The organism is Bifidobacterium miconis, assembly GCF_019331735.1.
GTDB classification, from domain to species: Bacteria; Actinomycetota; Actinomycetes; order Actinomycetales; family Bifidobacteriaceae; genus Bifidobacterium; species Bifidobacterium miconis.
This window is the reverse complement of record NZ_JAHBBH010000005.1, coordinates 1-13,851: the sequence shown is the minus strand read 5'-3', so window position 1 is coordinate 13,851 and position 13,851 is coordinate 1. Positions and strand designations below refer to the sequence as shown.

The window sequence follows — 13,851 nt, the reverse complement described above, 5'->3', positions numbered from 1 at the left end:
GGGCGTCGTCTTCGGCGGCGATCAGATGAGACCGCTTCTCACAACCATTCTCATTTGCCCTACAACGCAGGAAACCCCGGCACAAGGCCGGGGTTTCCATGCAATTATTCGGTCAGGCGCATTGTAGGCGCCACATCGGAACGAATATTCGACTGACGCGTGCGACTTCAAGGCGCACCGAGGGAAGCGGTACTCAGTACCGCGACCGAGGAGCAACGCGGAAGGCGCTCCGTCAGTCGGATATTCGTCAGAAGCCGAACTGGGCGGCGGTTTCCTTCAGCGTCTCCGCGGAGCGCTTGAGGGCCGCGAGCTCCTTGTCGGAGACCGGGGTGTTGATGGCGGTGTTGACGCCCTGACGGTTGAGGAGGGTCGGCACGGACATGCACACGTCGGAGATGCCGTGGAAGTCCTTGAGCATGGAGGACACCGGCAGGATGCGGTTGGTGTCGTGCAGGACGGCCTCGATGATGTCGACGCCGGACATGCCGATGGCGTAGTTGGTCGCGCCCTTGCCGTTGATGATCTTGTAGGCGGCGTTCTTGACTTCCTGGTGGATGGCCTCGCGCTTCTCGGCGTCGAGCGGCTCGTGGCCCGGCAGCGGGGTCCAGTCGCACATCGGGACGCCGCCGATGGTGGCGGAGGCCCACAGCGGGACTTCGGAGTCGCCGTGCTCGCCGGCGATGTAGGCGTGGACGTTCTTGACGTTGACGCCGGTCTGCTGCGCGATCAGGAAGCGCAGGCGGGCGGAGTCGAGGTTGGTGCCGGAGCCGAAGATCTGGTTCTGCGGCAGGCCGGTGATCTTCTGGGCGACGTGCGTGGCGATGTCGACCGGGTTGGTGATGAGCATGTAGATGGCGTTCGGGGCGACCTTGACGAGGTTCGGCATGATGGCCTCGAGGATCTTGACGGTCGCGCCGACGAGCTCAAGACGGGACTGGCCGGGCTTCTGGCGCGGGCCGGCGGTGATGACGATCATGTCGGCGTCGCGGCAGATCTCCGGATCATCGGAGCCGTCGATGGAGACGGTCGGGTAGAAGCTGGAGCCGTGCTGCATGTCGAGCACCTCAGCCTCGACGCGCTCCTTGGCGATGTCCTCGAGGACGATCTCGCGGGCCACACCGCGGTTGGCGGCGGCGAAGGCGAGCGTGGAGCCGACGGCGCCCGCTCCGACGACGGCGAGCTTGGTGGGCTTGATGAGTGATTCAGCCATGTTGTTAGCGACCTCTCTTAAAAATCTGCCGATTGTGTCGGCTTATTCTCCAAACAACACATTCACTTTATCCACACACGGTGACGTTTCTAAAATCACGCTGTCGCCGTATTTTGTGATCTTGCTCACAACGGCTATCGGCATCGCCGATGGCCAGCCATAACCCGAGTCGATATGCCGGCAGCCGCCGGCCGACCGCATCCGGCACGCCGCGGCGACACTCCCGGACACATCCCGAACGCTCAGTCGATGGCCTGATCGACCACCTGCGCGGCGAGTCGGCTGCCGACCTCGGCCTCGACCATCATGCCGTCGTCGCGGTATTCGACGTTGATCACGTGACCGTATTCGCGGATCTTCGACAGCAGCGCCCCGGCGGAATACGGCAGCAGCGCCTGCACGTGCACGTTGGGCACGGGCAGCATGGACTCGACCTTGTCGCGCAGCGCGTCGATGCCCTCCCCGCTGAACGCGGAGACGACGTGCGCGTCGGGTTCGAGCGCGAGGATGCGTTCGCGCGCCGCCTCGTCCATGCGGTCGGCCTTGTTGAACACGAGGATGCGCGGAATGTCGGCCGCGCCGTCGATGTCGGCGAGCACGTCGTTGACCGCGTCGATCTGCGAGAACGGGTCGGGGTGCGAGCCGTCGACCACGTGCACGATGAGATCCGATTCGGCGACCTCCTCCAGCGTGGATTTGAACGCCTCGATGAGCTGTGTGGGCAGTCGGCGCACGAAGCCGACCGTGTCGACGTACGCGTAGAGACGCCCGTCCTTGGCACGCGCGCGGCGCACGGCCGTGTCCAGCGTGGCGAACAGCGCGTTTTCGACCAGTTCGGCGGAACCGGTCAGCCGGTTGGTCAGGGACGACTTGCCGGCATTCGTGTAGCCGACGACGGCGACGGTCGGCAGCCCGTAGCGCCGGCGGGAGCCGCGCTTGACCTCGCGCGCCGGGGCCATGTCGCGGATCTGCTTGCGCAGACGCGCGATGCGCGTGCGGATGACGCGGCGGTCCATTTCGATTTTCGTTTCGCCCGGGCCTCGCGAGCCGATGCCCGCGTCCGCGCCGGCCGCGCGGCCGCCGGCCTGCCGTGACAGCGAACCGCCCCAGCCGCGCAGTCGCGGCAGCATGTATTCGAGCTGGGCGAGCTCCACCTGCGCCTTGCCTTCGCGCGACGTCGCATGCTGGGCGAAGATGTCGAGGATCACGGCCGTGCGGTCGACGACCTTGACCTTGGTCGCGTCCTCGAGCGCACGTCGCTGGCTCGGCGGCAGATCGTCGTCGACGATGATCGTGTCGGCTTCCTCGCGCGCGACGATGTCGGCGATCTCCTTCGCCTTGCCGGAGCCGACGTACGTGGCCGCGTCCGGACGGTAACGATGCTGCAGCAGGCCGTCGCACACGACCGCGCCCGCGGTTTCGGCGAGCGCGGCCAATTCGCGCAGGGATTCCTCGGCGGCGGCCGCGGTGGTCACGGCCGACGACCAGACGCCGACGAGCACGACGCGTTCGAGGCGCACCTTGCGGTATTCGACTTCGGTGACGTCCTGCAATTCGCCGAGGCCGGCGACGTGCTTGAGCTGGTTGCGGGACTCGCGTTCCTCCCATTCCTCGTTGGTCTGCTCGAAGGAGGCGACGCCGCGGTCGTGGTCGTCGAGCAGCACGTCCGACTGGTCGGCCAGCACGCCGGTCAGCGCGGGCCCGTCCTCGACGACGGGCTGGTTCACGACGGTCTTCTCGTTGGCGGACTGCTGGCTTTGCTCGCTCAATGGCACCTCTCGACTGGTTCTCTTGACTCACGATTGAACTATGGTGGTCTTTATTATCATCGTTTTGGACGACATGGAGTTCGCGCCGGGCTTCGCCGCCGGATTGGGCCGGTCGGCGCGCGGCGCGCGCAGGCAAGGAGAGGCATGGCCGAGCAGTATTTTTCCGCCGAACCCACTTCGAAGGACGTGCGCCGCACGCTGAACGTGACGCTGCAGGGGCGCGAGGTGCCGGTCGAAACGTCGAACGGCGTGTTTTCCGGCTCCCGGCTTGATCTGGGCACGTCGGTGCTGCTGCGCGAGGTGCCCGAACCGCCGTCGTCGGGAACTTTCCTCGATCTGGGCTGCGGCTGGGGTCCGGTGGCGCTGTCCCTGGCGTTCGCCGCGCCGGACGCCGACGTGTGGGCGGTGGACGTGAACGAGCGCGCGCTGGAGCTGACGGCCGCGAACGCGAAGCGCAACGACCGCGCGAACGTGCATGTGACGCGCACCGACGAATCGGGCGCGCCTCTGGCCGAGCAGTCGCCGGCCGTGTGCGAGGCGATGCCGGACGATCTGGCCTTCGACGTGATCTGGTCGAATCCGCCGATCCGCATCGGCAAGGACGCGCTGCACACGCTGCTCATGACGTGGCTGCCGCGGCTGAAGCCCAACGGCGGCGTCGCGTATCTGGTGGTGCAGAAGAACCTTGGCGCGGATTCGCTGATTCCGTGGCTGGCCGGCGAGCTGGGCGACGGTTTTGCGGTGTCCAAGTACCATTCGGCCAAGGGGTACCGCATCATCGAGGTGGCGCGCGGCAACGAGTAACGCAAGCAACAGGACACAACGAGACATTCAGTAGTCAGGAACATATGAAATTCGAATATCCGTCCGAACTGCCGGTGTCGGCCGCACGCGACGAGATCGCCGAGGCCGTCCGTCACAGTCAGGTCGTGATCGTGTCCGGCCAGACCGGTTCGGGCAAGACCACGCAGCTGCCGAAGATCCTGCTGGAACTGGGCCGCGGATCCCACGGGCGGCAGATCGTGCACACGCAGCCGCGTCGTCTGGCCGCGCGCACGGTCGCCGAACGCATCGCCGCGGAAATGGGCGTGCGATTGGGCGACGAGGTCGGCTATCAGGTGCGGTTCACGGACGAGAGCTCGCCGAAGACGCGCCTGCGCGTCGTCACCGACGGCATCCTGCTCGCGCAGATCCAGCGTGATCCGAAATTGAACCAGTACGACACGATCGTCATCGACGAGGCGCACGAGCGCAGCCTCAACATCGACTTTCTGCTCGGCTATCTGACGGCGCTCCTGCCGCAGCGGCGCGATCTGAAGCTCGTGATCACGTCGGCGACGATCGATTCGGTGAAGTTCAAGGAGCATTTCGAGCACGCGCTGCACGAGAAGGTGCCGGTGATCGAGGTGTCGGGCCGCACGTTCCCCGTACAGATCGTGTACGAGCCGCTCGGCACCGCACCGGCGCTCATGCGCAACGTGCCCGGCTTCGAAACCGGCGCGATGCCCGGCGAGGAGGCGTATGCGGAGCTCTCCGCCGCACCGTCCGCGGCCGAACGCAACGGCAACGGCGGCGGACGCGGCGCCGACCGCGACACCGACATGGACATGCCGACGGCCGTGGCGCGCGCCTGCGCCGAGCTGGTCATCCATTCGAGCCACGAGCGCGGCGCCCGCGACATCCTTGTGTTCGCGTCGGGCGAACGCGACATCCACGAGTTCGAGAACGCGCTGCGCCGCCATTACGGCCCGCGCGCCGACGACATGCGCCGGCCGGACGCGATCGAGATCATGCCGCTGTTCGCGAGGCTCTCGGCCAAGGACCAGCATCGCGTGTTCGAGCCGCATGTCCATCAGCGCATCGTGATCGCCACGAACGTGGCCGAGACGTCGCTGACGGTGCCGGGCATCCGCTACGTGGTCGACCCGGGCACCGCGCGCATCAGCCGCTATTCGAAGACCGCGAAGGTGCAGCGGCTTCCGATCGAGCCGATCTCGCAGGCGAGCGCCGACCAGCGGTCCGGTCGATGCGGCCGCATCGCCGACGGCATCGCGATCCGCCTGTATTCGCGCGAGGACTACGAGACGCGGCCGCGCTTCACCGAACCGGAAATCCTACGCACGTCGCTGGGCGCGGTCGTGCTGCACATGCTGTCGGTGGGCGTCGCGCGCACGGCGGAGGACGTGACGAACTTCGGCTTCATCGACCCGCCGGACATGAAGGCCGTCTCCGACGGCTTCAACGAGCTGACCGAGCTCAAGGCCGTGGCCCGCAAGCGCGGCGAGGTGGTGCTCACGCACGTTGGCCGCCAGCTGGCGCGCATCCCGATCGACGTACGTCTGGGACGCATGGTGATCGAGGCCGCGAAGTCGACCACGCCGGACACGCTGGCCGCGGTGCTCGTGATCGTGGCGTTTTTAAGCCTGCAGGACCCGCGCGAACGCCCGGACGAGGCGCGCGACGAGGCCGATCGCATCCACAACCGCTACGCCGATCCGACCAGCGACTATCTGACCGCCCTGAACATTTGGGACCGCATTTTCCAGGCGGACGGCGAGCCGAGCAATTCGGCGCTGCGCCGCATCTGCAAAACCGAGTATTTCAGCTGGATGCGCGTGCGCCAGTGGAAGGATCTGGTCAACCAGCTCACCGACATGTGCCATGAGCTGAAATTCACCGTCGGCTCGCCGCAGCCCGCGTCAAGGCCGGGTCTGGAGATCCGCCAGCTGCCGATCAACCAGCAGGCGGCCGGCTCGCTGCGCTGCTCGTGGGACGACCGCGGCATCCACACGTCGATGCTCGCCGGCCTGCTCTCGATGATGGGCATGCAGATCATCCGCGAGCCGAAGGCGTCGGATTTCACCGGGCTCAAGGGCGCGGCGCGCGCGAAGGCGATCAAGCGCGCGCAGAAGATGGCGAAGAACGACTATCAGGGCGCGCGCGGCACGCATTTCGCCCTGTTCCCGGCCTCGAGCGTGGCCAAGAGCACGCCCGCGTGGGTGATGAGCACGGAACTCGTGGAGACGAGCAGGCTTTGGGCGCGCTACTCGGCGGCGATCGACCCGGCATGGGCGGAGCCGCTGGCCGGCCAGCTCACGCGCACCACGTACGCGGAGCCGCACTGGTCGGGTTCGCGCGGCTCCGCCGTCGCGAGCGCGAAGGTGCTGCTGTACGGCCTGCCGATCGTGCAGGACCGCACCGTGCAGTGGGGTCGCATCAACCCGCTCGAGGCGCGCGACTTCCTGCTGCGGCAGGGCCTGGTCGAGGGCGATATCCAGCAGCGGTTCAGCTACGACGAGTTCGTGGGTCGCAACCGCGACATTCTCGACGAGGCGGCCGACGATGCGAGCCGCACGCGCCAGTTGGCCGAAACGGTGAGCGACGAGGACCTGTTCGACTTCTACCAGTCCGTCATTCCGAACGACGTGACGTGCGTGGCGGATCTGGCGAAATGGTGGAAGAAGGAGCATGACGAGCATCCGCATCTGCTCGACTTCGACCCGGACAAGGTCGAGCGTCTCGCCGCGGCCGAATCGGTGAGCCTTGCCGACTATCCCGACCACTGGCATACGCTCGGCACGGACGGCCAGCCGATCGACCTGCGCCTGAGCTACGTGTATGATCCGCACGATCCGCACGACGGCGTGACCGTGCATATCCCGCTCAAGGCGCTCTCGCGGCTCACGCCCGCGCAGTTCAGCTGGAACGTGCCCGGTCTGCTCGACGAGCTGATCGTGGGGCTTATCAAGTCGCTGCCGAAGGCGCTGCGCGTGCAGTTCGTGCCCGCGCCGGACACGGCCTGCAAGATCCGCGCGTGGATCGACGAGCATTATCCCGACCTGCCCGGTTCGGGCGAGCGCAGCAAGCCGAACCTGCCGCCGGAGGACGAGACGGGAACCGCCTCATGGCCCGACCTGCCGCACGTGTTCACGCAGGCGGCGATCGCGACTGTCGGCGCGCAGATCCATCCCGAAGTGCTCACCGGCGATCTGTGGGAGAAGCTGTCGCCGTATCTGCGCATGACGTTCGCGGTCGAACAGCAGCTGCCCGCGCCGAAGAACGCGCGAGGGCGCCGCGGCGGGCGCGGCCCGGTCAAGGTGCTCGGCTCGGGCAAGTCGCTGGTCGAGCTGCAGCGCCGGTTCGCGGCCGAAGCGGAGGCGTCGGCGCGGCAGATGGTCAAGAAGCAGGCCGACCGCGCCGCCGATCAGGGCAAGCTCGTCGAACAGGCGAACCTGCTGCACAAAGCGGGCGCGACCACCGAATCGCGCGCCGATATGCTCTGGCACGGCGCGCTCGACGCGCTGCGGCTGCCGTCCGAACGCGTCTCGTCGCGCTGGCTCGGCACGGAGGCGCTCATGCTCGCCTCGGCCCCGTACCGGTCCACCAAGGATCTGGTGGAGGACCTGCAGCTGGCTGCGGTCAAGCGACTGCTGCCGAAGGTGGACACGCTGCCGAACGACGATGCGCTCGCCGACGCGGTGCTCGGCGTCACGGAAATCTTCGAGGATACCGTGTACGCGGTGGCGCACGACGTGATCGCGATTCTCAAACGCTACGCGGAGGTCGACAAGGCCGTGTCCGGCAAAGCCGATCTGCCGATGCTGTCGGTGCTGCAGTCGGTGCGCGAGCACATCGCGACGCTCGTGTTCCCCGGCTTCGTCGGGGCCGCTCCCCCGGACGCGCTGACGAACATTCCCCGTTATCTGCAGGCGGACATGCTGCGTCTGGCCAAGGCGAAGGCGGACAAGAACCGCGACGTGCGCTGGGCGTGGGAGGCCGACGAGGCGAGGCAGCTGGTCGACAAGGCCAAGGCCCGCGCCAAGGCCGAGCCGGCCGGCCCACGGCACGAGGAGCTTGACAAGAAGGCGACCGCCGCGCGCTGGATGCTCGAGGAGTTCTACGTGTCCCTGTGGGCGCAGGAGCTCGGCACCGCCAAGCCGGTGAGCCTCAACCGCATCAAGAAGGCGCTCGCCTAGCGCCTTGCCGAAGACGAAACCGTCACGTCGAACCATCGACGTGACGGTTTCGTCTTGTCTTGGAGCGTATCGCCGCCAGCCGAACCGAGACGACTACAATGTCGCTGCGATGACACAGCAGAAGCATACGGATCACACATCGCACGACGATACGACAGGCAAAAGCGCATACCGGCGCAACAACGACGGCAGTACAACGGGTAAGAATCGCAGCAACGCAACCAAGAAAACCGGAACATCCCGAAAAAACGCCACCGGCAAGACGTCCGCAAAGCGAGGCGGCAGCCGTCGGCCACATTCAGCAGCCCAATCAACACGGCCCGCACAAACAGCACAGACACAACAGACAAAGGCAGGCACAACAGACAAGGCGACCGGCAACAGCCGCTATCGCAGACAGTCCAAACGTTCCAAACGCTCCCCCATCGTGCGATGGAAGCGCCGCTGGCATACGCTCAGGCCAGCGCAACGCATCAAAACCGTAGTCGTGACGCTGACGGCCGCCATCTGCGTCATCGCACTGTCCGTGCTCTCCGTGCGCTTCGTCCAGTGGCGCATCGCCGTGCGCACGGCCGAAGCGAGGCAGCTGGCGCTGACGCAGACCTACGACTTCGACCCGGGCGACATCATCTCCGACGGTCAGTTCTTCAACGCGAACGCGATGAGCGAGGCCGAAATCCAGTCGTTCCTCGACGAGCACGGCACCGGCTGCTCCGGCGACCAGTGTCTCAAAAGCAAAACCTTCGACACGTCCGGCAAGCCGGACGACGAGTACTGCTCGGCCTACACGGGAGCGAAGAAGGAGACCGCGGCCGCGATCATCGCCAAGTCGGCGCAGGCCTGCGGCATCAGCCCCAAGGTGCTGCTCACCGTCTTGCAGAAGGAGCAGCAGCTCGTCACCGCAGCCAAGCCGACCGCGTTCCAGTACAAGGCCGCGATGGGCTTGAGCTGTCCGGACGACGACAGCTGCGACCCGAAGTACGCGGGCTTCTTCAATCAGGTGTACGGTTCGGCCGCGCGCTACCGGTACTACGTCGCGCACGAGGACCGGTACGGCTACCATGCGAACGCGCTCAACTACATCCAGTACCATCCGAACGCGAGCTGCGGCGGCACGAACGTGTATATCCGCAACAAGGCGACCGCGTTGCTGTACATCTACACGCCGTACCAGCCGAACGACGCCGCGCTCGCGGCCGGGGCCGGCGAGGGCGACACGTGTTCGAGCTACGGCAACCGCAATTTCGCGATCATCTACCAGAGCTGGTTCGGCGCGATGCGCTGACGCGAAAGACGGTTCCGGCCCGTTCCGGCCCGTTCCGGATTGGTCGTTCCAGCCGTTCCTTCTCCGGACCGTTCGGTCAGTCCTTCTTGAGATAGCGTCCCATCGCCAGCGTGGTCGCGATCGCGCACAGCGAGAAGACCGCGCCGAACGGGCCGAGCCACGTCAGGCCGAGGTGGTCGTTGACGAGACCGCCGACGGCCGAGCCGATCGCGATGCCGATGTTGAACGACATGGAGTTGAGCGAGGCGGCGAGGTTCATCGAACCGGGGTGCGCCTCGGCGGCCACGTCCATGTACAGCACCTGCGACGACGCGTTGAACAGGTACATGAACATGCCGAGCACGATGAGCAGGATCGCGCCGTAGACCGGAATCACGCGGGCCAGCGCGAGCGAGCACAGGAGCACGCCGTGCGCGAGGAACACCCAGCGCAGGTGGTAGAGCGGTTCCACTCCCCTGCCGCGTTCGGCGAGCTTGCCGGCGTGCAGGTTGCTCCACAGGCAGGCGACGCCGTACATGACGAGGCCGATGCTCAGATACTGTTCCGGAACGTGGATTTCGTCGCGCATGATCGGCGTCAGATACGTGTAGAACACGTAGCTGGAGCCCGCGCCGAAGACGACGGCCAGCACGCCGAGCCAGATGCGCGCGTCGAAGAACAGACGGAACTGCGGGAGGAAACCGACCTTCATGAGATGGCTGTTGCGCGGCAGCACGACGAGCATCATCGCGATGAGCGCGACGGTGAGCGCGTCGATGAGATGGAACGACCAGCGCCAGCCGAACGTGTTCGCAATCCACGTGCCGACCGGCACGCCCACGACCGACGCGATCGAAAAACCGGAGAACACCCATGCGATGAACTTGGTGCGGTACTTGTCGGTCGTCACGTCGGGCGCGTACGTCATGGCGATCGCGACCAGCGTGCCGGAGACGAGCGCGATCATGATGCGCGCGACGACGAGCACGGCATAGTTCGGCGCGAACGCGCACAGCACGTTGCCGGCGAGAAAGACGCCCATGAGCGTCAGGTGCGTGGCGAAGCGCGGGAAGCGCGCCGACAGCGCGGAGCCGAGCGGCGTGACCGGCGCGTACACGAACGCGAACAGCGACACGAGATTGCCGACCGTCACTTCGGACACGGACAGGCCCTTGGCGATGTCGGGCAGGATGCCGACGACGATGAATTCGCTCATGCCCAGCATGAAGCTGATCGCGACGAGCGTGATCACGGGAAGCGTAAAAAAGCGGGTGCCGACGGCACCCGCGTTCTTGGTTGAGGTCATGAGGACGATACTACAACTTGGGCAGGTACGTCTTGAGCTCGTACGGCGTGACCTGACTGCGGTACGCCTCCCACTCCTGCCGCTTGTTGCGGATGAAGTACTCGAAGGCGTGCTCGCCGAGCACATCGGCCACGAAGTCGGACTTCTCCATGATCTTGAGCGCCTCGTCGAGGGACTCCGGCAGCGGCTGGATGCCCATCGCCTGACGTTCCTCGTCCGTCAGCTCCCACACGTCGTCGCTGGTCGGCTCGCCGAGCGTCATCTGCTTGTCGATGCCGTCGAGGCCGGCGGCCAGCAGCACCGAGTACGCGAGATACGGGTTCGCGACCGGGTCGAGCGCACGGAACTCCATGCGGGCGGAATTGCCCTTGCCGGGCTTGTACTGCGGGATGCGCAGCAAGGCGGAGCGGTTGTTGTGGCCCCAGCAGATGTAGCTCGGCGCCTCGTTGCCGCCCCACAGGCGCTTGTACGAGTTGACGTACTGGTCGGTGACCGCGCAGATTTCGGCCGCGTGGTAGAGGATGCCGGCCGCGAACTGGCGGGCCGTCATCGACATGTTGAACTCCTGCCCGGCCTCGTAGAAGGCGTTGGCGTCGCCCTCGAACAGGCTCAGGTGGGTGTGCATGCCGGAACCCGGCGCGTCGGCGAGGGGCTTGGGCATGAAGCTGGCGTGAATGCCGCGCTCCAGCGAAATCTCCTTGACCACCGTGCGGAAGGTCATGATGTTGTCCGCCGTCGTCAGCGCGTCGGCGTAGCGCAGATCGATCTCGTTCTGGCCGGGGCCGGCCTCGTGGTGCGAGTACTCCACCGAAATGCCCATCTGCTCAAGCATGTTCACGGTGGCGCGGCGGAAGTCCATGCCGGGGCTGCGCGGCACGTGGTCGAAGTAGCCGCCCTCGTCGATCGGGGTCGGGGCCTTGGACCAGTCGTCCTGGGATTCGAACAGGTAGAACTCAATTTCGGGGTGCACGTAGAACGTGAAGCCCTTCTCCTTCGCCTTGGCGAGCGCGCGCTTGAGCACATGGCGCGGGTCGCCGAGCGACGGTTCGCCGTCCGGGGTGAGAATGTCGCAGAACATGCGCGCGGTGCCCTGCGGACCGCCGCGCCACGGCAGGATCTGGAAGGTCGACGGGTCGGGCTGGACGATCATGTCGTCCTCCGAAACGCGCGTCATGCCTTCGATCGCCGAACCGTCGAAGCCGAGCCCCTCCTCGAACGCGGCCTCGAGTTCAGCCGGCGCGATGGCCACGGATTTCAGCGTGCCCAGAACGTCGGTGAACCACAACCGAATGAAGCGCACGTCGCGTTCCTCGACCGTGCGCAGCGCAAACTCCTGCTGTTTATCCATAACGCCCTATGGTTCCATCGCCGTGTTACGACGTTCGTTAACACAAGCCGTTCGCGGTATGGTAGTGGATTATGAGCGTGAATGAGAGCAACATCCTGGCCTCGGCCAACGCCGACCGGCCCATCATCGACATGCGGTCGTGGCGTCAGGCCGACAATCCGGCCGAACGCGAGCAGGCCGGGCTCGAACGCCGGTTCCGCGTGCCGCTGGAAAGCCACGCGCTGTGGCAGGTGCGCGAGGGCCGCCGCGACGTGATCGGCCTGCTGGAGGAGCAGTCGCGCGTGCGCGTGCAGGATCTGATCCCGTTGCGCTACCAGCGCATGAGCGTCTCGCCGTTCACGTTTTACCGCGGCACGGCGCTCATCATGGCGAACGATCTGGCGCGCACGCCGGTCACGGGCATTCCGGTGCAGGCCGTCGGCGACGCGCACATCGGCAATTTCGGCATGTTCCGTTCCCCGTCGAACCGCCTGGTGTTCGACATCAACGATTTCGACGAGACGACGACCGGCCCGTGGGAGTGGGACATCAAGCGCCTGGCGGTGTCGGTGGAGATCTGCGGGCGTGCGAACGGCATTCGCAAGCTGGAGCGGCGTGCGGCGGTCAAGCGCTGCGTGCATTCGTACCGCGACCATTTGATGCAGTACGCGCAGATGGACTATCTGGACGTGTGGTACGACCACATCGACGTGGAGGCCGCGCTCGACCATTACGAGCGCACGATGAACGGCCGGCGCAACCGCACGCTGCGCGATGCCGCCGACAAGGCGGCCGTCAAGGATTCCAACCGCGCCGCCGCAAAGCTCACGTACCGCGACGGCGACAAGCTGCGCTTCCGTTCCAAGCCGCCGGAGCTCACGCCGATCAACGAGCTGCACGACTATGCCGATCTGGAGGCGTTGCAGGGACGTCTGGAAACCCTGTTCAACAGCTACCGGCATTCGCTGTACGAGGACCGCCGGCATGTGCTCAGCCATTACACGTATCACGACACGGCCCGCAAGGTGGTGGGCGTCGGTTCGGTGGGCACGCGCGCGTGGGTGTCGATCATGACCGGCCGAGACATCAACGATCCGCTCATGCTGCAGATGAAGGAGGCGAACGAGTCCGTGCTGGAGCGGTTCGTGGGGCGTTCCCCGTACGCCACGCACGGCGAACGCGTGGTGCAGGGTCAGAAGCTGATCCAGTCGACCGCGGACGTGCTGCTCGGCTGGGCGAGCTTCATGGCCGAGGACGGGCACCCGCGCGACTATTACGTGCGCCAGTTCTGGAACGGCAAGGGCTCGATCGACATCGACCATCTCAACGACATGGCGCTGTCCGACCTGGGCCGCATGTGCGCGCGGTGCCTCGCGCACGCGCACGCGCGCACCGGCGACCGCATCGCGATCGCGTCCTACGTGGGCGAGGACGAGTCGTTCGACGAGGCGATCGCCTCGTTCGCCAGCGCCTACGCCGATCAGAACGACGCCGACTACGCGCTGTTCAAGCAGCTCATCGACTCCGGCGAACTGCACTGCGCCTCCTGATCGCAAACGGCCCGTGCCATGACGGAATGATGACGAGGCCCGGTTGCTCACGTGAGCAACCGGGCCTCGTCATCATTCCGAAAACTCTGGTACCGATTCCTCAGAACCCACTCCTTGCGCTGGCAACGGCAGACACCGGTCGGCAGGTACATTGTTGATTTCTACTGTGCGAAAGCCAAACTCGTGGTCGAACTCGACGGCGGCCGCTGCACCTTGGAGCAACAGGTGAGAAATGCCGAATGTACCCGGGAGTTGGAGCTGGAGGGTCTTTTGGTGCTGCGGTTTGCGAATAATCGAGTGGATCACCGGTTCGACGCGGTGCGCGCGAGGGTTGACGGCTTTTTGTGTTTTGGTGTGTATGGGTTGTGTGGTTTGGTTTGGGGTGTCGCGGCGGCTTCTCGCGGGGCGGTCCTTCCTTGCTGTTGCTTGGCCCCGTAATGATTGTGGGT

General features: G+C 65.8%; 9 protein-coding genes. 5 read left to right on the top strand and 4 right to left on the bottom strand.

The window, feature by feature from the left end; all coding sequences use genetic code 11:
• Positions 1 to 247: 247 nt before the first annotated feature.
• Together KIH79_RS02740 and hflX are read right to left on the bottom strand one after the other, a co-directional pair.
• Entirely contained in the window at positions 248 to 1,210 is a 963-nt protein-coding gene (locus KIH79_RS02740) for an L-lactate dehydrogenase (protein WP_033495107.1), read from the bottom strand.
• A gap of 242 nt (positions 1,211 to 1,452) precedes the next feature.
• Entirely contained in the window at positions 1,453 to 2,937 is a 1,485-nt protein-coding gene (gene hflX / locus KIH79_RS02735) for a GTPase HflX (RefSeq protein ID WP_338023111.1), read from the bottom strand.
• Between the two features lie 186 nt (positions 2,938 to 3,123).
• On the opposite strand from hflX, the gene KIH79_RS02730 reads away from it, so the two are divergent.
• The 3 genes from KIH79_RS02730 to KIH79_RS02720 all read left to right on the top strand — a co-directional run bounded on the left by KIH79_RS02730 (position 3,124) and on the right by KIH79_RS02720 (position 9,240).
• A complete protein-coding gene (locus KIH79_RS02730; RefSeq protein WP_219057995.1) occupies positions 3,124 to 3,783 on the top strand; it encodes a class I SAM-dependent methyltransferase in 660 nt (219 codons plus the stop codon).
• A 44-nt stretch (positions 3,784 to 3,827) separates the two neighbouring features.
• Positions 3,828 to 7,955: a DUF3418 domain-containing protein gene (locus KIH79_RS02725; protein ID WP_219057994.1), complete on the top strand. Its 4,128-nt coding sequence runs from the start codon at positions 3,828 to 3,830 to the stop codon at positions 7,953 to 7,955.
• Positions 7,956 to 8,379: 424 nt separating this feature from the next.
• Positions 8,380 to 9,240 (top strand): hemagglutinin, encoded by an 861-nt coding sequence (locus KIH79_RS02720; RefSeq protein ID WP_420829346.1) that lies wholly within the window; start codon positions 8,380 to 8,382, stop codon positions 9,238 to 9,240.
• Between the two features lie 76 nt (positions 9,241 to 9,316).
• On the opposite strand, the gene KIH79_RS02715 is transcribed toward KIH79_RS02720, so the two are convergent.
• Positions 9,317 to 10,525, bottom strand: a complete 1,209-nt coding sequence (locus KIH79_RS02715) for an MFS transporter (protein WP_219057992.1) — start codon at positions 10,523 to 10,525, stop codon at positions 9,317 to 9,319.
• Between the two features lie 10 nt (positions 10,526 to 10,535).
• Positions 10,536 to 11,873 (bottom strand): type I glutamate--ammonia ligase, encoded by a 1,338-nt coding sequence (gene glnA, locus KIH79_RS02710; protein WP_219057991.1) that lies wholly within the window; start codon positions 11,871 to 11,873, stop codon positions 10,536 to 10,538.
• 77 nt (positions 11,874 to 11,950) lie between these two features.
• Here glnA and KIH79_RS02705 point away from each other — a divergent pair, with 77 nt between their 5' ends.
• Both KIH79_RS02705 and KIH79_RS13180 read left to right on the top strand, forming a co-directional pair.
• A complete protein-coding gene (locus KIH79_RS02705; RefSeq protein ID WP_219058075.1) occupies positions 11,951 to 13,402 on the top strand; it encodes a DUF2252 domain-containing protein in 1,452 nt (483 codons plus the stop codon).
• A gap of 51 nt (positions 13,403 to 13,453) precedes the next feature.
• Entirely contained in the window at positions 13,454 to 13,840 is a 387-nt protein-coding gene (locus KIH79_RS13180) for a DUF559 domain-containing protein (RefSeq protein WP_219057990.1), read from the top strand.
• Positions 13,841 to 13,851 lie beyond the last annotated feature (11 nt).